Source organism: Roseobacter sp. FCG-D35 (assembly GCF_033436665.1).
Lineage (GTDB): Bacteria > Pseudomonadota > Alphaproteobacteria > Rhodobacterales > Rhodobacteraceae > JAWQFO01.
The window spans coordinates 190,517-209,704 of record NZ_JAWQFO010000007.1 but is presented as its reverse complement, the minus strand read 5'-3'; the positions used below and the strand labels follow the sequence as shown (position 1 = coordinate 209,704).

The following is a 19,188-nucleotide window of genomic DNA, read 5'->3' as shown; positions in this document are numbered from 1 at the left end:
GGCAGTTGCGCAAGCGCGTCGCGCAAACCGCGGGATTGTTACAACTGATCCGGCGGTGTCGCTTCTCGGGCAAGGGCCGCTGTAACATCGTCGAGCGGCTCTACCGCGGTGCGCTTTTCGCCAAGGCGCCGCACGGTCACGGTCCGGTCCTCGACCTCGCGCGCGCCGACGGCCAGGATGACCGGCACCTTGCCCACCGAATGCTCACGGACCTTGTAGTTGATCTTTTCGTTCCGCGTATCGGCCTCGGCCCGGATACCGGCGGCGCGCAGGGTATCGACGACCTCCTGCACGTAGTCGTCCGCATCCGAAACGATCGAGGCCACGACCACCTGCCGCGGCGCCAGCCAGAACGGCAGCTTGCCTTCCCAGTTCTCGATCAGGATGCCGATAAAACGTTCGAACGAGCCGAGGCAGGCGCGATGCAACATGAACGGGCGGTGCCGGTCGCCGTCCGCGGCGATGTAATTGGCACCCAGCCGCTCGGGCAGGTTCGGGTCGACCTGGAAGGTCCCGCATTGCCAGACCCGTCCGATTGCGTCGGTAAGGTAGAAGTCGAGCTTCGGACCGTAGAACGCGCCATCGCCGGGTTCGAGCACGTAGTCGCGGCCCACCGCCTTGATCGCATTCTCCAGCGCCGCCTCGACGTAATCCCAGCTTTCCTCGGTCCCGACGCGTTTCTCGGGCCGGGTGGCGAAGCGGATCTCGAACGACTCGAACCCCAGTTCCGCGTAGACATTGGCGAGGAAGTCGATGAACCGCGCGCATTCCGATTGGATCTGCTCTTCGGTGCAGAAGATATGCGCGTCGTCCTGGGTGAAGCCGCGCACGCGCATGATGCCGTGCAGCGCGCCCGACGGCTCGAACCGCGCACAGGAGCCGAACTCGGCCAGCCGAAGCGGCAGGTCGCGGTAGGACTTGAGACCCTGGTTGAAGACCTGCACATGGCAGGGGCAGTTCATCGGCTTCAGCGCGTTGATCCGGGTCTGGTCCTTGTTCTTGGCCGAAGCATCGTCGGTCTCGCCATCACGGCTTTCGTCGACTTCGACGAGGAACATGTGGTGCTGATACTTCTCCCAGTGGCCGGACGCCTCCCAAAGCTTGCGGTCCACCACCTGCGGCGTGTTGATCTCGCGGTAGCCCCCGGCGCGCTGCTTGCGGCGCATGTAGTCCTGCAGGGCGGTGTAGATGGTCCAGCCATTGGGGTGCCAGAACACCTGTCCCGGCGCTTCTTCCTGCATGTGGAAGAGATCCATCTCGCGGCCCAGCTTGCGGTGGTCGCGCTTGGCGGCCTCCTCGAGCATTGTGAGGTGGGCCTTCAGCTTCTCTTTCCCGGTGAAGGCCACGCCGTAGATGCGCTGGAGCATCGCGCGCGAGCTGTCGCCGCGCCAGTAGGCGCCGGCGATCGACATCAGCTTGAAGGAGTCCGCCGGCACCTGCCCGGTGTGCTGCAGGTGCGGGCCGCGGCAGAGATCCTGCCAGTCGCCGTGCCAGTACATGCGCAAGGGCTCGTCGCCCGGGATCGCCTCGATCAGCTCGACCTTGTAGGGCTCGCCATTGTCCTCGTAATGCCTGATCGCGCGCGCACGGTCCCAGACCTCGGTCCGGACCGGGTCGCGGGCGTTGATGATCTCTTTCATCTTCTTTTCGATCAGGCCGAGATCCTCGGGCGTGAACGGCTCTTCCCGGTCGAAATCGTAGTACCAGCCGTTCTCAATCACCGGGCCGATGGTGACCTTGGTGTCAGGCCAGATCTCCTGCACGGCGCGGGCCATGATATGTGCGAGGTCGTGACGCACCAACTCGTTGGCCTGCGCCTCGTCCTGCATGGTATGGATCGCGATGCTGGCGTCCGCCTCGATTGGCCAGGCGAGATCCCAATGCTTGCCGTCGACCGTGGCGCTGATCGCCTTCTTGCCCAGCGAGGTCGAAATACCGGATGCGACTTCGGCAGGGGTGATCCCGGCGTCGAATTCGCGCGCATTGCCATCGGGAAAGGTCAGGGAGATTTGTGCCATATCGGCCATCCTCGTCGGTTTGGCGCCTACGAGACGCCCGGTTGCGGGTTATGTGCGCGGTCTATGTGCAGCCACGCCTGCGGCAAGTCAACCCAAGCGGTCGGTTCCTTGTGGTTCAGGGTCCGGCGCGTGTTATGCTGACACCTTCCCCGCGCCCCGGAAGGAGCCACAATGCCCAAGCCGAATCCCAGCTTCGACCTCAGCATCCGCGATATCGACCTGATCGAGGCCGCGCTGCATACGGTCATCCGCGACCTGTCGATTGATCGTATCGAGAACCCGGAACTGCCGGCGGATGCCGATGCCGACCCGCTGCGCCAGATCCACGACCTGCTGGGACGGCTGCACAACCAGAAGACATTTTTCCGGCCGGGCGCGGATACCTACATCGGTGGCTGAAAACTGCTGACAGGCTTTGGCAGCCGATCTTCTGCCGGGGATTGAAGCCCCGGAGAACTCGTGGGCATGATCGCCTTCAAAGGAGATCCCATGCCAGAACCGAACTACCTCGACACGCCGCAGGGACGGCGCATCGGCTATCACCGCAGCGATGGCCAAGCACCCTGCGTGGTCTTCCTTGGCGGGCTCAAGTCCGACATGGAGGGCACCAAGGCGCTGCATCTCGAAACCTGGTGCCGGGCGCGCGGCCAGGCCTTCCTGCGCTTCGACTATTCGGGTCACGGAATCTCATCCGGCACGTTCGAAGACGGCTGCATCGGCGGCTGGGCCGAGGACACGTTCGAGGCCGTGCATGCGTTGACCGACGGGCCGCTGATCCCGGTGGGGTCTTCGATGGGCGGCTGGCAGGCGCTGCTGCTCGCCCGGCGCATTCCCGAAGGCATCGCGGGGCTGGTCACCATCGCCGCGGCGCCAGATTTCACCGAAGACGGCTACTGGGCCAGCTTCACCCAAGAGCAGAAAGACACGATCGAAGCAGGCGGCACGGTGGAACTGCCCTCGGACTACATGGAGCCTTACGTCGTCACCCCGCGCATGATCGAGGACGGGCGGCGCAACCTTGTGCTGCGCGATCCGCTGGCACTGCCGTTTCCGGTGCGCTGCCTGCAAGGCACTGCCGATACGGCAGTCAGTACTCAGACCGCCCTGCGACTGCTCGATCACGCGCGCTGTCCGGACATGCGTCTCACGCTGGTCAAGGATGCCGATCATCGATTCTCGGACCCACCCTGCCTTGGCCTCATCGAAGATGCGGTGGCCGAGATCATCGACATGGCGGGCTGAAGACGTGGAGCAGCGGATCAGCCTCGTCACGCTTGGCGCCCGCGACGTTGCGGCGCTCGCCAGCTTCTACGAAGCGCTCGGCTGGCAACGCGTCGACAGCCCCGACGGGGTCGTGGCCTTCGACCTGCTTGGCCAGACGTTGGGGTTGTTCGGGCTTGAGGACCTGGCCGCGGACATGGGCGTGCGGGTCGAAACGCTCGGCCACGGGGCCGTCACGCTGGCGCACAACCTGCACACGCCCGAAGAGGTCGATGCCCTGATGGCGCGCGCCGAAGCCGCCGGGGCGCGCATCGTCAAGCCGGCGGCAAAGGCGTTCTGGGGCGGCTATCATGGCTACTTCGCCGACCCCGAGGGACACATCTGGGAGATCGCGCACAACCCGTTCTCGCCCCTGGGACCCGGCAACCGGTTCCGCTGGAACGGTTACGGAGGCTGACGCCATGCGCCGCCCGGCAAGCATGTGGAGCCTCGAGACACTGGGTCGGGTGCGGCTGTCGCGACACTTCTACATGCGCGACTTCCTCTATTCCGAGATCAACGGATTTCACGGCGTCCCGAATGTGCCGGCAAACCCCGATCTCGCCATCGCAAACGGGCGGATGCTCTGCACCGAACTGCTCGATCCGCTGGAAGAAACGTTCGGGCGTATCGCGATCCGCTCGGGGTACCGCTCGCCAGAACTCAATGCCTTCGGCAATGAAAACAGGCTCAACTGCGCGCGCAACGACAACCCGCTGGAGTGCCACATCTGGGATCGGGATGAAGGCGAGATGGCCATCGCGGGCACCTCGCTTGTGATCCCGTGGTTCGCCGACCGCTACGCCGAAGGTCGCGACTGGCGCGATCTGGCGTGGTGGGTGCACGACCATCTGCCTTTTTCCGAGATGTGGTTCTTTCCCAAGCTTGCCGCCTTCAACCTCGTCTGGCGCCCGAAACCGCTGCGCACGATTTCGAGCTACATCGCCCCGCGCGGAATGCTGCTGCGGGCGGGTGAAACACCAGATGAACCTTTCGAGGCCCGGCGCAGGCGCTACGCGGATTTTCCGCCGTTCCGGGGCATCGATCTGCCCTGATACGCGGTACGTCGGCGGAAATCCGGCGCTCCCGCTTGCAGGGCATCCGCGGCCTGATAGTGTTGCCGCGGGCAGGAATTCAAAGGCTGGCGACACGTGAAACCCGCGACGGATCAGGTCGAGACGGTGCTCGAGCATGGCTGAACCGCTTGTCCTTCTGCCTGGCATGATGTGCGACGCGCGGCTCTTTGGCCCGCAGATCGCAGAGCTTTCGGCCAATATCGCCGTGACCGTCGCGCCGATCACCGGCGGCGAGCGGATCGAGGAGATCGCCTCGGGCCTGCTCGACCTTCTGCCGCGGCGTTTCGCGCTCGCCGGAGCCGGCTTGGGCGGCAACGTCGCCATGGAACTTCTGCGCCGTGCGCCCGAGCGGGTCAGCCGCATCGCCCTGATCGCGACCAGTCCGCTGGCCGAGACGCCGCAGGTCGCCGGCGAACGCGAGTCCCAGATCATCGCGGCGCGCACCGGCCGACTTGTCGCGGCGGTGCAGGAGCGGTTGCCGAAAAGCGCGCTGGCGCCTGGGGCCTACCGGGACGAGGTCGTGGCATTGATGCTCGACATGGCCGAGACCCTGGGCGCGGATGTCTTCGTGCGCCAGTCCCGGGCGCTGCAGCGGCAGCGCGACCAGCAGAAGACCCTGCGAACCTGCAAGGTGCCGGCGCTGGTGCTCTGCGGCGTGCATGACACCATCTGCCCGGTCCAGCGCCACAGCTTCATGGCAGAGCTCATCCCCTCCGCCGAACTGGTGGTCCTCGACCACTCGGGACATCTGCCAAGTCTCGAGCAGCCCGGTGAAACCACCGATGCTCTGCTGCGCTGGATGAAGGCGCCGATGCTGCTGCGCTAGGCGTGCGCACCTTTCGGCGCGGCGTCGGCGACGGTCGGCAGCTCGCGGACGTTGTCCTTGTTCACGGTCTTCGATCTGCCGCCGGACCCCTGCTTGCTGCCGGCGCCGTTTGCGTCGATGAATTCCAGTACCAGCGGGCGGATGTTGTTGCGCCAGCTTTTGCCGGCGAAAATGCCGTAGTGCCCGGCACCCTCCTCGAGATGGCTGGCTTTTTTGTCGTCGGGCAGGCCGGTCAGCAGGTCGAGCGCGGCGACGCACTGTCCGGGCGCCGAGATGTCGTCCTTGGAACCTTCCACCGTCTTGACGGCCACCGTGGTGATCTTGCCGATGTCCACCGCCTTGCCGGCGACGGTGAAGCTGTTGCTGGCGATCTCGCCGTTCTTGAAGATGCGTTCGACCGTGGACAGGTAGAATTCCGCCGTCATGTCCATGACCGCGAGATATTCGTCGTAGAACTTGTTGTGTTTGTCGTGATCGGCGGCTTTGCCCTGAGCGACCCGGTTAATCTGGTCGCGGAAGGCCTTGAAATGCGTCTCGGCGTTCATCGAGATGAAGGATTGCAGCTGCAGCAAGCCCGGGTAGACCATGCGCCCGATGCCCGGGTACTTCATCCCGACGCGCTGGATCATCATCTCTTCGAGCTGGCCCATCGTCACGCTGTGGCCGAAGTCGGTCACCTCGGTCGGGGCCGCGCCGGGATCGATCGGACCGCCGATCAGCGTCAGCGTCCGCGGCTGTGCCGAGGGATCCTCGTCGGCGAGGTAGGCGGTTGCGGCCAGCGCCAGCGGCGCGGGCTGGCAGACCGCGATGACATGGGTGTCGGGGCCAAGTTCACGCAGGAAATCGACGAGGTAGAGCGTGTAATCCTCGATGTCGAACTTGCCTTCGCTGACCGGGATGTCGCGGGCGTTGTGCCAGTCGGTAATGAAGACATCGGCATCCGGCAGCAGGCTGATCACGGTCGAGCGCAGAAGCGTCGCGTAATGGCCCGACATGGGTGCGACAAGCAGAATCTTGCGCGCCTGCGTCTTGCGACCGGGCACCACGAATTGCAGCAGGTCGCCGAAGGCACGCTCGACCACGATCTCGGTCCGGACCGGGGTCTCCTTGCCGTCGCCGCGGACCATCGGCGGAATGTTCCAGTCCGGCTTGACCACCATGCGCTGGAACGTCCTCTCGGTCACCTCGCCCCAGGCGCTGAGCCAGGTCAGGGCGGGGTTCGGCATCAGTGCGAACGCGGGGTAGCCGCCGATGGCCTGGGCCGTCGCGCCGAGCCACTGGTTGGTGTTGCGGATCGTCTCGATGAGGTCATAAGTCGCCAACTGGCGCATGGGGGGTCTCCTTGTTACAATCCGGATTTATCCGGCCTCCGACGTTTCGCCCCCTGAAGCCAACGGCGGAATGCTGCACCTGCGAAGATAGGGAGGAAACATTAACATGACAACACAAACCAAGGTGGACTCCCCAGCTTCCACGGAATCCCTGGAACGGATGACCGAGAATCTAAAAAAGGTTGAGGAACTCACCGAGCGGTTGCAGCGTGTCCTGACAAACCGCCAGCCGCATAACCCGGCGCTCGACGGCCCGAATCAGGAATTGTTCGGAAGGGCCGCGCAGGCCTACTGGGCGGAGGCGATCAACAACCCCGCCCGCGTCATCGAACGGCAGATGTCCTACTGGTCGGATACGATGAAGCATTTCGTCGAGGCCCAGCAGACGCTCGCCAAGGGGCGTCTGGCGGCCCCCGAGGATCCCGGCCCAAAGGACCGCCGCTTTGCCAACCCGCTCTGGGACACGCACCCCTATTTCAACTTCGTCAAACAGCAGTACCAGATCAACGCACAGGCCTTGATGCAGGCGGTCGACGACGTGTCCGACATGGACCCGAAGGAAAAGCGCCGGCTGGCCTATTTCTCGCGCCAGATCGTCGACATGATGTCGCCGACCAACTTCCTCGCCACCAACCCCGACGCGCTGGAGCGCGCGGTGGCGACCGAGGGGCAGAGCCTCGTGCAGGGGCTCGAGAACATGATCCGCGATCTCGAGGCCAACGACGGCGAGCTGATCGTGAAACTCGCCGACGAGACCGCCTTCGAGGTTGGCGGCAACATCGCGACCACGCCAGGCAAGGTGGTATTCCGCAACCGGATGATGGAGCTGATCCAGTACGCACCGGCGACCGAGAAGGTCTACAAGACCCCGCTGATCATCTTTCCGCCCTGGATCAACAAGTTCTACATTCTCGATCTCAAGGCCCAGAACAGTCTCGTGAAATGGATCACCGAGCAGGGCTATACCCTCTTCGTCGTGTCTTGGGTGAACCCGGATCCCAGCTACCGCGAGATCGGGATGGAGGATTACATCGAGGATGGCTACCTCGCCGCGATCCGCGAAGTGAAGGAGATCACCGGCGAGAAGCAGGTCAATGCCATTGGATACTGCATCGCGGGCACGACCCTTTCGCTGACGCTGTCTCTGCTGAAACAGAAGGGCGACAAGTCGATCAAGTCCGCCACCTTCTTTACCGCACTGACCGACTTTTCCGACCAGGGCGAATTCACGCCCTTCCTGACTGACGACTTCATCGACGGCATTGAGGCCGAAACTGATGAGAAGGGGCTTCTGCCCTCGGCGATCATGGCGCGAACCTTTTCCTTCCTGCGCTCGACGGATCTGATCTACAGCCCGGCGATCAAGAGCTACATGATGGGCGAGACTCCGCCGGCCTTCGACCTGCTCTACTGGAACGGCGATGGCGCGAACCTGCCGGCGAAGATGGCGATGCAGTACCTGCGCGGGCTCTGCCAACGCGACGAGTTCGCGCGCGAGGGGTTCGACCTGCTGGGGCACAAGCTGCAGCTTTCGGATGTCGACGTGCCGCTGTGTTCGATCGCCTGCGAGGGCGACCATATCGCGGCCTGGAAGGATTGCTACCGCGGTGTCCAGCAGATGAGCTCGAAGGACCGGACGTTCATTCTCGCCCAGTCGGGACATATCGCCGGCATCGTCAACCCTCCGACCAAGAAGAAGTACGGCCACTACACCAACCCGGACCTCGACCTCGAACACGACGACTGGCGTGCCGGCGCGGATTTCCACGACGGGTCCTGGTGGCCGACCTGGGAAGCCTGGTTGAGGAAGCGATCGGGCACCAAGGTCGAATCGCGCGAACCGGGTGATTCCACGCATCCCCCCCTGTGCGATGCGCCCGGAACTTACGTAAGGTCAAAGACCGGCGGTTGAATTTCCATACATTCCCGCATCTTGCGCCTGTTTGCTGCGCTGCAGAAAAAACCTTGAAATGCCGCACCGCAGCATGTATGTAATCGACAGACGCAATGAGGCGGGATCGACCTGCCGGCGAGAGAAAAGGAATTTGGAAATGAGCAAGACCCCCGATATGACCGTCATGTTCAAGGACGTCATGGGCGCCTTCCCGGTCGACACCAAGGCGATGGAAGAGGCTTTCAAGACCACCGCGACGCTGAACGAAAAGCTGAGCGGCGTTGCCCTGAACGCAGCCGAGAAGTCGACCGAACTGTCGACCAAGTGGACCCAGGACACCCTGACCAAGCTGGGCCAGATGTCCAAGGCCAAAGCCGAGCCGGCAGACTACGCCAAGGCCGCTGCCGACTTCGCATCCGCCTATGCCGAAGGTGCCGCCGAGCACATGGCCGCTTACGCTGAAATCGTGAAGAAGGCGCAGATGGAAACCGTCGAGCTGATGATGGCCGCCGGCAAGGACATGAGCGAAGACGCGACTGCTGCCGTCAAGAAGGCCGCCAACGACGCGACCGCCGCCGTCAAGAAAGCTTCGGCAGCGAAGTAATCCTCCGCGACCCTGCGCCGACGGCCTCCCACGCCGGCGCGATCGCGACGGGCGGGCTTGCAAAAGCCCGCCCTTTCTTTTTGCAAAACGCTGTCCTAAGCTGCGCTGCAGCACGTTCAGGCGGGGAGATGGCCGGTGACCGACAGTGACAAGAAACCCTTGCTCATCAAGCGTTACGCCAGCCGACGGCTCTACAATACCGAGACGAGCGATTACGTCACGCTCGAGGATATCGCGGGCTTCATTCGCGAGGGGCGCGAGGTCCAGATCGTCGACCTGAAATCCGGCGACGACCTGACCCGGCAATACCTTCTGCAGATCATCGCCGAGCATGAAAGCCGCGGAGAATCCGTTCTGCCGGTAGACGTGCTCAACGATCTGGTGCGCAGCTACATGACGCCCGGAGCGAGCGTCGTGCCGCAGTTCCTGCAGGCGTCCTTCGAGATGCTGCGCAACGGGCAGTCACAGATGCTGGACCAGATGTCTGCGCTGAATCCGATGGCCAAGATGCCGGGGTTCGAACTGATGCGCGCGCAGCAGGAGGCCTTCATGAAGGCGGTGTCCGGCGGCGTCGGCTGGGGCGCGAGCGGCCCGCAGCCCGAAGAGGACGAGGGCGCCGGCAAGGAAGACCTCGACGCCATCAAGAAGCAGCTCGCCGAACTCCAGGACAAGTTGTCGAAGCTGAAATAGCGTCCGCGCCTCAGGCCACCGCGCGGGCCGGTGCGACCTTCTCGACGGCTGTCAGCAGCACGTCGGCAACCGCGTCGAGTTCCGCCCGTTCCAGCCGAACGGGCAGGCGCACGTCACAGGCCCGCATCAGCATCGCCCGCGTGCGTGGCAGGTCCGGCAGATCCTCGATGAACCGCCAGTTCCAGAATGCCCGCGCATTGTCCGGGCTGGCACCGAAGACCTGAACCTTGACGCCCGAGGCACCGGCGGCGTCCGCAAACGCCGTCACGGCGTCGTCGTCGAGACCCACCAGGTTGAACTGGATCGAGTCCGGTGCGCGCTCTTCGCCAGGCAGCGGCTGCGGCACCTCGATCCACGGCGAGGCGTTCAGCCGTTCCGCGACATGGTCATGGTTGCTCCGTCCCGCCATGACCCGGCGGTCCAGTTCGGGCAGTTGCGCGCGGATGATCGCGGCAGAGAGGTTCGACAGGCGCAGGTTGTAAAGCGGCAGGCGGTTCTGCCATCTGGCGAAGGCGTCCTGCAGGACGGGATGTTTCTTCCAGTTGTGCTCGTAAGCGCCGGACATGATGATCGCGCGGGCCACGAGATCGGCGTCACCGGTGACGAGGATGCCGCCTTCACCGGCATTGATCATCTTGTAGGACTGGAAGGAAAAGCAGCCGACGCGCCCGATGGTGCCGATCTTGCGACCCTTCCACAGCGTGCCGAGCGAATGTGCGGCATCCTCGATCACCGGAATGCCCGCCGCATCGCACAACGCCATGATCGCATCCATGTCCGAGGTGTGCCCGCGCATGTGGCTGACGATCACCGCCGAAATGTCCTGTGCGAGTTTCGCTTCGAAATCCGCAAGGTCGATCCGGTAGTTCGCGCCCACCTCGCAAAGCACCGGCTTGCAGCGCGCATGGATGACCGACGACGGCACGGCCGCAAAGGTGAACCCCGGGATCAGAACTCGCGCGCCCTGGGGCAGGCCCAAGGCTTCGAGCGACAGGAACAGCGCGGCCGAGCAGGACGACACGGCGAGCGCGTATTTCATGCCCATCATCTCGGCGAACTCGGCTTCCAGCAGCGACACCGGCGCGTCTTTCGCCGCGGTGTAGCGGAACAGGTCGCCGGATTGCAGCAGCCGGTCGATCTCGCCGCGCACCGCGTCGGGGATCGGTTCGGCGGCATGCATGTCGGGAAGGGGCATATTTCGATTTCCTTATACAAGGTTTTCGAAATACTAAATCAGCCGCGCCCGGTTCGAAAGTGAAACTTGCGTGACGAGATGCCGCGTGAATCAGACGCCCAGACGGTCACGCATGGCATACCAACTCATCGCCAGCACCAGCAGGGGCGAACGCAGCGCCGCACCGCCGGGGAACGCCGGCGTCGGAATTGCTCCCATCGTGTCGAAGCCGTCGCTCTGACCTTCGACGGCCTGCGCCATCAGTTTGCCGGCATGGGTCGCCGTGCCGACACCGTGGCCGGAATAGCCCGAGGCCGACAGCACGTTCGGCGCGACACGTGCGAGGTAGGGGAACCGCTTGATGGTGATCGCGAGTGTCCCGCCCCAGGCGTAGTCGATCTTGACGTCCTTGAGGTGCGGGAAGACCACGCTCATCGGCTTGCGCACCTTGGCGGCGATATCCGTGGGAAAGCGGTAGCCGTAGCTCTCGCCGCCGCCGAAAAGCAGCCGCCCGTCATGGCTGAGCCGGAAGTAGTTCACCACGAAGCGGCTGTCGGCCACTGCGACGTCCTGCGTCAGGACTTCCTGCGTCCCCTCGCCGAGCGGTTCGGTGGCGACGACGAAGTTGTTGATCGGCATGACCCGCGCCGCGACCTTGCTGTCGAGCGACGACAGGTAGCCGTTGCAGGCGAGGATGACGTGATCCGCCGTGACCTGTCCGGCATCGGTCCGCACCACGGCGGGCGAGCCGTGGTCGATGCGATGCACCTCGGAGCGCTCGCAGATCCGCACGCCGGCCTTTTCGGCGGCACGGGCCAGGCCCAGCGCGAAGGCCAGCGGATGCAGATGCGCCGCGTCGCGGTCGAGGATGCCGCCCTTGTAGTCGGGAGAGGGGCAAAGCGCGTTGCACGCGGCTTCATCCAGCACGTCGAGCTTGTCGTAGCCGTAGCGGTTTTCGAGATGCGCGGCGTAGCCGTGCAGGTCGCGGACCTCCGACGCCGTCGATCCGGTCCAGGCCACGCCGGGCTTGAGGTGGCAGTCGATCTCGTGCCGCCCGATCAGGTCCTTGACCAGCGCCTTGGCCTCTTCGCCAAGCTCCCAGAGCGCGCGTGCCTGCGCCTCGCCGGCCATCTTCTCGAGCGTCACCTGGTCCTGCCGCTGACCGCTGCCAAGCTGTCCGCCATTGCGCCCGGACGCTCCGAAGCCGACGCGATGGGCGTCGAGCAGGATTACCGACCGCCCGGCCTCGGCGAGATGCAGCGCCGCCGAAAGCCCCGTGTAGCCGCCGCCGATCACGCAGACATCCGCCTTTGCCGCACCCTTGAGCGGGGCAAAGGGCGGCAGGTGTTCGGTGCTCGCGGCGTACCAGCTTTCGGGGTACGCGCCGCGCGTGTCGTTGGCGTGCAGCAGGTTCACGGGGCCTCGCAGAAAAGGATCCAAAGATCAGACGTTGAGCAGAAGGTGCTCGCGCTCCCAGGGCGAGATCACCTGCAGAAATTCCTCGTATTCCGAGCGTTTCACGATGCCGTAGACCCGGGCGAACTCCGACCCCAGCACTTCGTGCAGGCTGGTCGCATCCTCGAAAAGATCCAGCGCCTCGCCGAGCACGCGCGGGATGTCGCCCTCGCCGACATAGGCATCGCCCTTGAACTCGGCTTTCGGACGCTTGCCCTCCATCAGCCCGAGATACCCGCAGGCAAGGCTGGCCGCGATGCCGAGGTAGGGGTTGCAGTCCATCCCGGCGAGGCGATTCTCGACGCGGCGCGCAACCGGGCTCGACAGTGGAATGCGGATGCCGGTGGTGCGGTTGTCGCGGCCCCATTCTAGGTTGATCGGCGCGGCGTGATCCTTCACGTAGCGCCGGTAGCTGTTGACGTAGGGCGCGATCACCGCGAGGGCCGCGGGCATGTGGTTCTGAAGCCCGGCGATGAAGTGGTAAAAGGCCTCGGTCTCGTTGCCCTCGGCATCGGAGAACACGTTCTCGCCGCTTTCGAGATCGAGCACCGAGTGGTGGATATGCATGGCACTTCCCGGTTCGTCCGCGATCGGTTTAGCCATGAAGGTCGCAAAGCAATCGTGCCGCAGCGCCGCCTCGCGGATCAGGCGCTTGAAGTAGAACACTTCGTCGGCCAGTCGCACCGGGCTGCCGTGGCGCAGGTTGATTTCGAGCTGTCCGGCCCCGCCTTCCTGGGTGATGCCGTCGATCTCGAATCCCTGCGCTTCGGCAAAGTCGTAGATGTCGTCGATGACCGGCCCGAACTCGTCGACCGCGGTCATCGAGTAGGCCTGGCGCGCCGCCGCCGGGCGGCCGGACCGGCCCATCATCGGCTTGATGTCGTGCGCGGGGTCGAGGTTGCGCCCGACGAGGAAGAATTCCATCTCCGGCGCGACCACCGGCTTCCAGCCCTGGTCGTTGTATAGCTTGCAGACATGCTTGAGCACGTTGCGCGGGCTGCAGGGCACCGGTGCGCCCGTCCGGTCGAAGGCGTCGTGGATCACCTGCAGCGTCCAGTCTCCGGTCCAGGGCGCGGCGGTCGCCGTGCTCATGTCGGGGCGCAGGATCATGTCTTTTTCGATGAACCCGTCCTCGCCCGCGGCCTCGCCCCAGTCGCCGGTGATGGTCTGGTAGAAGATGCTGTCCGGCAGGTGAAAATAATCCTGCCGCGCGAATTTCGACGCCGGGACCGCCTTGCCGCGCGCGATGCCGGGAAGGTCCGAGATGATGCATTCGACCTCGTCGAGCCTGCGGCCTTCGAGAAAATCCTTCGCTGCCTGCGGCAGCTGTTCCATCCAGTCGGCCATCAGGCCCTCTCTTTCCTGAAGAATTCCGCCATCCGGCGGGCCACGTCCATGCGGTCCGTGGGCGTGTCGAGCTGTGCGGTCGCCGCGGCGAGAATTCCGGGATCGACCAGCCCCTGTCCGCGTGTCCGGATCAGCCCGTCGATGAAGTCCGAATCGTATTCGGGATGCGGCTGGATCGTCCAGATCCGGTCGCCGTAGGCCAGCCCGGCATAGCGGCAGAAGTCGTTGTGCGCGATGACCTCGGCCTCTTCGGGCTTTTCGACCACCTGGTCCTGGTGCCAGGCATTGATCGTGACTTCCCGGCCATCGAGCTCATAGGCGGTACGGCCGACCGACCAGCCGCCGTCGAATTTCTCGACCCGTCCGCCCAGAGCCTGCGCGATGATCTGGTGCCCGAAACAGACGCCGATCATCGGCCGCCCATCGGCGTGAACTACGCGGATGAAGTCTTCGAGCGGCGGAATCCAGTCGTGCGGCTCGTAGGCGCCGTGCTTGGAGCCGGTGATCAGCCAGCCGTCGGCGTCCTCGATGCTGTCGGGAAAGATGCCGTCGACCACCGACCAGCTGGCATAGCTGAATTCGTCGCCCAGAAGGCGCTCGAAATAGGCGTCGTAGTCACCCTTGTCGCTGAGTTCTTCGGGCGGGTGCCCGGTGATGAGAATGCCGATCTTCATTGGGGGCGTTCCGTTGGTTTTCCTGTCGTCCGTCAGACCGTGTCGAGATAGATCGTGACCTGCTCGGACGGAGTGAGTTCCTGCATGTAATGCAGCTCCTGCCGCTTGGTCAGCACGAAGTTGCGAATGAGCTCGGTCGGGAAGATGCGCTTGATCTGGTCGCACTCCTCGAAGGCGGCGATGGCGCTGTCCCAGTCGCCGGGAACCTGCGGCAGGTCGGCGGCATAGGCGTTGCCAGTGATCGGTTCGGGTGGTTCGATCCCGTCCTCGATCCCGTTGATCGCGGCGCCGAGGACGGCGGCCAGCATCAGGTAGGGGTTCACGTCGCCGCCCGAGACCCGGTGCTCGATCCGCCGCGCCTTGGGGCTGCCCGAGGGGATGCGGATCGCCGAGGTGCGGTTCTCGTAAGCCCAGCTGATGCCGGTGGGCGCGTGCGCGCCGGGCACCATTCGGTCGTAGCTGTTCAGATGCGGCGCGAAGACCAGCGTCGAGCCGACCATCGCGTTCATGCAACCCGCGACCGCGTGGCGCAGCAGCGCCGAGCCTTCGGGCCCGTCGTTGTCGAAGACGTTGTTTCCGTTCTTGTCGAGCACCGAGAAATGCGTATGCAGGCCGGAACCGGAGTAGTCCTCGTAGGGCTTGGCCATGAAGCTCGCCGCGAAGCCGTGCTTGCGTGCCATGCCCTTGACCAGCATCTTGAAGAGCCAGGCATCGTCGGCGGCGCGCAGCGCGTCGTCGCAGTGCATCAGGTTGATCTCGAACTGGCCCAGCCCGGCCTCGGAGATCGCCGTGTCGGCGGGAATGTCCATTTCCTCGCAGGCGTCGTAGAGATCGGTGAAGAAGGTGTCGAACTGGTCGAGCGCCCGGATCGACAGCGTTTCGGCCGCCTTGCGCCGCTTGCCCGAGCGCGGCGAGACCGGCACCTCGAGGTTGCGGCCCGAGTCGTCGATCAGGAAGAATTCGAGCTCGACCGCACAAACAGGCGTCAGGCCGCGGTCCTTGTAGCGTTCCAGAACGCTGCGGAGGGCGTGGCGCGGATCGCCTTCGTAGGGCCGCCCGTCCTCGCGGAACATCCAGATCGGCAGCAGGGCGGTCGGCGCGTCGAGCCAGGGCATCGGCATGAAGCCGCGTTCGGTCGGTCGCAGGACACCGTCGCGGTCACCGGATTCGAAGACCAGCGGGCTGTCGTCGATGTCCTCGCCCCAGATGTCGAGGTTCAGCACCGACATCGGGAACCGGGTGCCGTCCTCGACCACCTTGTCGGCGTAGCGGCTGGGGATGCGCTTGCCGCGGGCCTGCCCGTTGAGGTCTGCCGCGGCCACACGGATCGTGCGGACCTGCGGATTCTTGCGAAGCCAGTTCTTCATTGGTCACCTGTTGGCGGGCTGGCTTGCGGGCGTTTCGGCCCTTGCGATGGCCAGCGCCACGCGTAATTTGATCAAATTCCTGATACTACCGGATCAGGTTCGGACGCAACCGCAATTTGCTGCGTGTCTGCCGCGGCAGGTGACGGTTGAGCCGGGCGTTTATGAGGCCGAAGACCGAGATCACCACTAGTGTCAGCAGGATGAAGTAGCCGGCAAGGATCGGGTAGGGCACGAAGGGGTTGAAGGTCTTGTCCGCGAAGTAGTTGGCGTAATAAAGCGCGTCGCCGCGCTGCTGCCAGGCAGGAAACCCCGAGAAAAACACCAGCGCCGTGGCGTGGAACAGAAAGATCGCCTCGTTGGTATAGGCGGGCCAGGCGAGGCGCAGCATCGTCGGCCAGACGATACGCCGGAAGCGCGGCCAGCCGGTCATGCCATAGGCGTCCGCCGCCTCGGTGTCGCCTTTCGGGATCGACTGTAGCGCGCCGTAGAAAATCTCGGCGGAATAGGCCGAGGTGTTGAGAAACAGCACGATCAGCGCGCCGAGCCAGGCGGCGGTGAAGGGATCGAAGAACGGATGCACGCTCTTGAGATTGAGAAACAGGAAGTAGCCGAAGAAGAACTGAATGAAGAGCGGCGAACCCCGGAAGATGAAGATGAACCACTCCGAGGGCTTGCGCAGCCAGCGGTTCGGAGACGCCTTACCGAGCGCGATGAGCGTCGCCATGAAGAAGCCAAGCGCCAGGGCCATGACACCGAAATAGACGTTCCAGATCATGCCCGACCCGATCAGCGTCACCTGCTGGCAGATCGTGAAGTCGTCGCGCGGCAGCAGACGCTCACCGAAGCCCAGCGAGCGGAAGGCATAGTCCTGTACCGTCTGCCAGCAGCTCATGCCGGCGCCTTTCGCTGGCGCTCGCCGCCTGCCGTGGCCTGCCCGAAGGTCAGTCGCGCCATCAGGCGGTTCAGCGCCTTCTCGGACACCCAGGTCAAGGCCAGGTAGAAGACCAGCAGAGCGAGGAAATACCACATGCGCCAGTCGCCGTGCGGATAATCGGTGAAGCGCGGCGTTTTGGTGCCGCCAAGCTCGCGCGCCCAGTAGACGATATCCTCGACCCCAAGCAGGAACAGCAGCGGTGTCGCCTTGATCAGAACCATCCAGAGGTTCGACAGGCCGGGCAGGGCATAGACCCACATCTGCGGCACGAGGATGCGCCAGAAGGTCTGTCGGCGCGACATGCCGTAGGCTTCTGCGGTCTCGAGCTGGGCGTGGGGCACCGCGCGCATGGCGCCAAAGAGCACGTTGGCGGCAAAAGCCCCGAAGACGATGGCGAAGGTGAAGACCGCAACCGCGAAGCCGTACCCTTCATGCACCCATTGCGGGGCCGTGCTCAGCGGCATCTTGGCGGCTTGGCAGACCACGAAGTCGTTGCCCTGCCAGACCGGCTGTTCCCATCCGGGGCACAGCACCTTGTGGCGCAGGAACTCGATCGCCTGGTCAAGCGCGATGACGAAGAACAGGAAAAACGCGATGTCGGGCACGCCGCGCACGATGGCGATGTAGCCCTTGGCGATCCAGCGCAGGGGCGGGATCTGCGACCGCGCGGCGGAGGCGAAGGCGAACCCGAAGGCAAGTGCCACCGGGGCGGTGACGGCCAGCAACAGCAGCACCGTGATGACCGATCCGTAGAGCGACAGGTGCACGCCCGTTGTCAGGTAGCAGGCCATCCACTGCCAGTCGGGCAGGGTGCTCGGATCTGTGCAGAAGCTGAAGATGGGGGGCCTCGTCGCTGGCGTCCGCGGATCGGTGCGCGGGTCGTGCCCGGGGCGGGTTCAACCCGCCCCGGACAGTCGTGTCAGTAGGTGGCGGTATCGTCGCCGAACCACTTCTTGAGCATTTCGTTCAGCGTGCCGTCTTCCTTCATCGCCGTGATGGCAGCGTCGAACTTTTCCTTCAGCTCGGTATCGCTTTCGCGCAGGCCCATGCCGATGCCGCCGCCCAGCGGAACCTCGTCGCCCACGAACATCAGCTCTCCGCCGGAATCCTCGACCAGCGGTGCGAGGTAGTCCTTGTCGGCAAAGACCGCGTCGGCCTCGCCGTTGCGCACGGCGGCGACGGTTTCCTCGGGCGTGGCGAACTCGACCAGGGTCGCGCCGCTTTCGGCCACATGCGCGGCCTGGATGGTCGAAGTCTGGGCCGCGACGACGCCGCCTTCGAGATCCACGCCTTCAGCGGCCGCGACGTAGGCCGAGGCGGTCGGCGGGAAATAGTCCTGCGTGAAGTCGATGACCTCGTCACGCTCGTCGGTGATGCTCATGCCGGCCATGATCGTGTCGTAGTTCGACGACACCAGGTTCGGGATGATGCTGTCCCAGTCGTTCTTGACCCACTCGCAGGTCAGCTCGGCACGGGCACAAAGTTCGTCGCCAAGTTCCTTCTCGAAGCCGTCGACCTCGCCGGCATCGTTGATGAAGTTGTACGGAGGGTAGGCGCCTTCGGTGCCCATGCGCACGGTCTTGTCCTGCGCGATGGCGGCTCCCGCGGCCAGGGCCAGTGCGGCCGTGGTCAGGATGAGTTTATTCATTGATCTTACTCCCGTTGTCATTGCTGTCACGCTGCCTGGGTCGCGGAAAGAAACCCGCGCAGTCGTTCCGATTTCGGAGCGCCGAAAAGGTCTTGCGGCGCTCCTTCTTCCTCGATCAGGCCCTGGTGAAGAAAGACGACGTGATCGGACACGTCGGCGGCCATCTTCATGTCGTGGGTCACGATCAGCATGGTCCGGCCTTCCTCGGCCAGCGCCTTGATGACGCGCACCACTTCCTGTTCCAGTTCCGGATCGAGCGCCGAGGTCGGCTCGTCGAAGAGCAGCGCCTCGGGTTCCATGCACAGCGCCCGTGCGATCGCGGCGCGCTGCTGCTGTCCGCCCGAAAGCTGGGCGGGGTAGACGTCGCACTTGTCGCCGATGCCGACCTTGTCGAGATAGCCGCGCGCGGCCTCCTCGACCTCGTGACGGTCGCGGCGCAACACGGTCAGGGGGGCCTCCATCACGTTCTGCAGGATGGTCATGTGCGCCCAGAGATTGAACTGCTGGAAGACCATCGAGAGGTTGGTGCGGATGCGGGTCACCTGCGCCGCGTCCGACGGGCGCCGGGAATGGCCTTCGCCTTTCCAGCGCACCGGGTCGCCTTTGAAGATCACCTCGCCCTGCTGGCTGTCCTCGAGCAGGTTGCAGCAGCGCAGCAGCGTGGACTTGCCGGACCCCGAAGAGCCGATCAGCGACGTCACGTGACCCTTGGGGGCGGTGATGTCGACGCCCTTGAGCACCTCGAGCGCGCCGTAGGCCTTGTGCAGGTCTTTGATCTCGATAACCGGTGTGGTCGGGGTCAAGGGGCAGGTCTTCTGTCTGTTTCCAGCCGGTATAAGGCGGGAAAATCGGCCGATTTGCAACTTGGAAAGCGCCGTTTTGCACCCACG

19 protein-coding genes are annotated in these 19,188 nt (G+C 64.4%); 8 read left to right on the top strand and 11 right to left on the bottom strand.

Going from position 1 to position 19,188, the window contains the following annotated elements:
• Positions 1 to 38 precede the first annotated feature (38 nt).
• Positions 39 to 2,018 (bottom strand): threonine--tRNA ligase, encoded by a 1,980-nt coding sequence (gene thrS, locus R5H30_RS16760; protein WP_318329693.1) that lies wholly within the window; start codon positions 2,016 to 2,018, stop codon positions 39 to 41.
• Between the two features lie 171 nt (positions 2,019 to 2,189).
• On the opposite strand from thrS, the gene R5H30_RS16755 reads away from it, so the two are divergent.
• The 5 genes from R5H30_RS16755 (at position 2,190) to R5H30_RS16735 (ending at position 5,180) form a co-directional block, all read left to right on the top strand.
• A complete protein-coding gene (locus R5H30_RS16755) occupies positions 2,190 to 2,417 on the top strand; it encodes a hypothetical protein (RefSeq protein WP_318329691.1) in 228 nt (75 codons plus the stop codon).
• A 90-nt stretch (positions 2,418 to 2,507) separates the two neighbouring features.
• Positions 2,508 to 3,260 carry an alpha/beta hydrolase gene (locus tag R5H30_RS16750; RefSeq protein WP_318329690.1) on the top strand — a complete coding sequence of 251 codons (753 nt, stop codon included), beginning with the start codon at positions 2,508 to 2,510 and terminating at the stop codon, positions 3,258 to 3,260.
• Between the two features lie 4 nt (positions 3,261 to 3,264).
• A complete protein-coding gene (locus R5H30_RS16745; RefSeq protein ID WP_318329689.1) occupies positions 3,265 to 3,696 on the top strand; it encodes a VOC family protein in 432 nt (143 codons plus the stop codon).
• A 22-nt stretch (positions 3,697 to 3,718) separates the two neighbouring features.
• The gene (locus tag R5H30_RS16740; RefSeq protein ID WP_318329789.1) at positions 3,719 to 4,333 is read left to right on the top strand and encodes a hypothetical protein; all 615 of its coding nucleotides are present in this window, start codon (positions 3,719 to 3,721) and stop codon (positions 4,331 to 4,333) included.
• A gap of 136 nt (positions 4,334 to 4,469) precedes the next feature.
• Positions 4,470 to 5,180 (top strand): alpha/beta fold hydrolase, encoded by a 711-nt coding sequence (locus R5H30_RS16735; RefSeq protein ID WP_318329688.1) that lies wholly within the window; start codon positions 4,470 to 4,472, stop codon positions 5,178 to 5,180.
• On the opposite strand, the gene phaZ is transcribed toward R5H30_RS16735, so the two are convergent.
• A complete protein-coding gene (phaZ, locus tag R5H30_RS16730; RefSeq protein ID WP_318329687.1) occupies positions 5,177 to 6,511 on the bottom strand; it encodes a polyhydroxyalkanoate depolymerase in 1,335 nt (444 codons plus the stop codon). The genes R5H30_RS16735 and phaZ overlap by 4 nt on opposite strands.
• A 106-nt stretch (positions 6,512 to 6,617) precedes the next feature.
• Here phaZ and R5H30_RS16725 point away from each other — a divergent pair, with 106 nt between their 5' ends.
• The 3 genes from R5H30_RS16725 (at position 6,618) to phaR (ending at position 9,699) form a co-directional block, all read left to right on the top strand.
• Positions 6,618 to 8,423, top strand: coding sequence for a PHA/PHB synthase family protein (locus R5H30_RS16725; protein WP_412105148.1), 1,806 nt, complete (start codon positions 6,618 to 6,620; stop codon positions 8,421 to 8,423).
• Between the two features lie 139 nt (positions 8,424 to 8,562).
• Entirely contained in the window at positions 8,563 to 9,009 is a 447-nt protein-coding gene (locus R5H30_RS16720; protein WP_318329685.1) for a phasin family protein, read from the top strand.
• 135 nt (positions 9,010 to 9,144) lie between these two features.
• Entirely contained in the window at positions 9,145 to 9,699 is a 555-nt protein-coding gene (phaR, locus tag R5H30_RS16715) for a polyhydroxyalkanoate synthesis repressor PhaR (RefSeq protein WP_318329684.1), read from the top strand.
• A 10-nt stretch (positions 9,700 to 9,709) separates the two neighbouring features.
• Here phaR and R5H30_RS16710 read toward each other — a convergent pair whose 3' ends face one another.
• The 9 genes from R5H30_RS16710 to R5H30_RS16670 all read right to left on the bottom strand — a co-directional run bounded on the left by R5H30_RS16710 (position 9,710) and on the right by R5H30_RS16670 (position 19,101).
• Complete coding sequence (locus R5H30_RS16710) at positions 9,710 to 10,894, bottom strand: DegT/DnrJ/EryC1/StrS family aminotransferase (protein ID WP_318329683.1); 1,185 nt, start codon at positions 10,892 to 10,894, stop codon at positions 9,710 to 9,712.
• 90 nt (positions 10,895 to 10,984) lie between these two features.
• Complete coding sequence (locus tag R5H30_RS16705; protein ID WP_318329682.1) at positions 10,985 to 12,289, bottom strand: NAD(P)/FAD-dependent oxidoreductase; 1,305 nt, start codon at positions 12,287 to 12,289, stop codon at positions 10,985 to 10,987.
• Positions 12,290 to 12,316: 27 nt separating this feature from the next.
• Positions 12,317 to 13,675: a glutamine synthetase family protein gene (locus R5H30_RS16700; protein ID WP_318329681.1), complete on the bottom strand. Its 1,359-nt coding sequence runs from the start codon at positions 13,673 to 13,675 to the stop codon at positions 12,317 to 12,319.
• The gene (locus tag R5H30_RS16695; RefSeq protein WP_318329679.1) at positions 13,675 to 14,349 is read right to left on the bottom strand and encodes a type 1 glutamine amidotransferase; all 675 of its coding nucleotides are present in this window, start codon (positions 14,347 to 14,349) and stop codon (positions 13,675 to 13,677) included. The genes R5H30_RS16700 and R5H30_RS16695 overlap by 1 nt, the downstream gene beginning before the upstream one ends.
• A 32-nt stretch (positions 14,350 to 14,381) precedes the next feature.
• Entirely contained in the window at positions 14,382 to 15,716 is a 1,335-nt protein-coding gene (locus R5H30_RS16690) for a glutamine synthetase family protein (protein ID WP_318329678.1), read from the bottom strand.
• An 85-nt stretch (positions 15,717 to 15,801) separates the two neighbouring features.
• Positions 15,802 to 16,608, bottom strand: a complete 807-nt coding sequence (locus R5H30_RS16685) for an ABC transporter permease (protein ID WP_318329677.1) — start codon at positions 16,606 to 16,608, stop codon at positions 15,802 to 15,804.
• Positions 16,605 to 17,489, bottom strand: coding sequence for an ABC transporter permease (locus tag R5H30_RS16680; RefSeq protein WP_318329788.1), 885 nt, complete (start codon positions 17,487 to 17,489; stop codon positions 16,605 to 16,607). The genes R5H30_RS16685 and R5H30_RS16680 overlap by 4 nt, the downstream gene beginning before the upstream one ends.
• A gap of 80 nt (positions 17,490 to 17,569) precedes the next feature.
• Positions 17,570 to 18,298, bottom strand: a complete 729-nt coding sequence (locus R5H30_RS16675) for a transporter substrate-binding domain-containing protein (protein ID WP_318329676.1) — start codon at positions 18,296 to 18,298, stop codon at positions 17,570 to 17,572.
• 26 nt (positions 18,299 to 18,324) lie between these two features.
• On the bottom strand, positions 18,325 to 19,101 hold the full coding sequence (locus R5H30_RS16670; protein ID WP_318329675.1) for an ABC transporter ATP-binding protein: 777 nt from the start codon (positions 19,099 to 19,101) through the stop codon (positions 18,325 to 18,327).
• Positions 19,102 to 19,188: the final 87 nt, after the last annotated feature.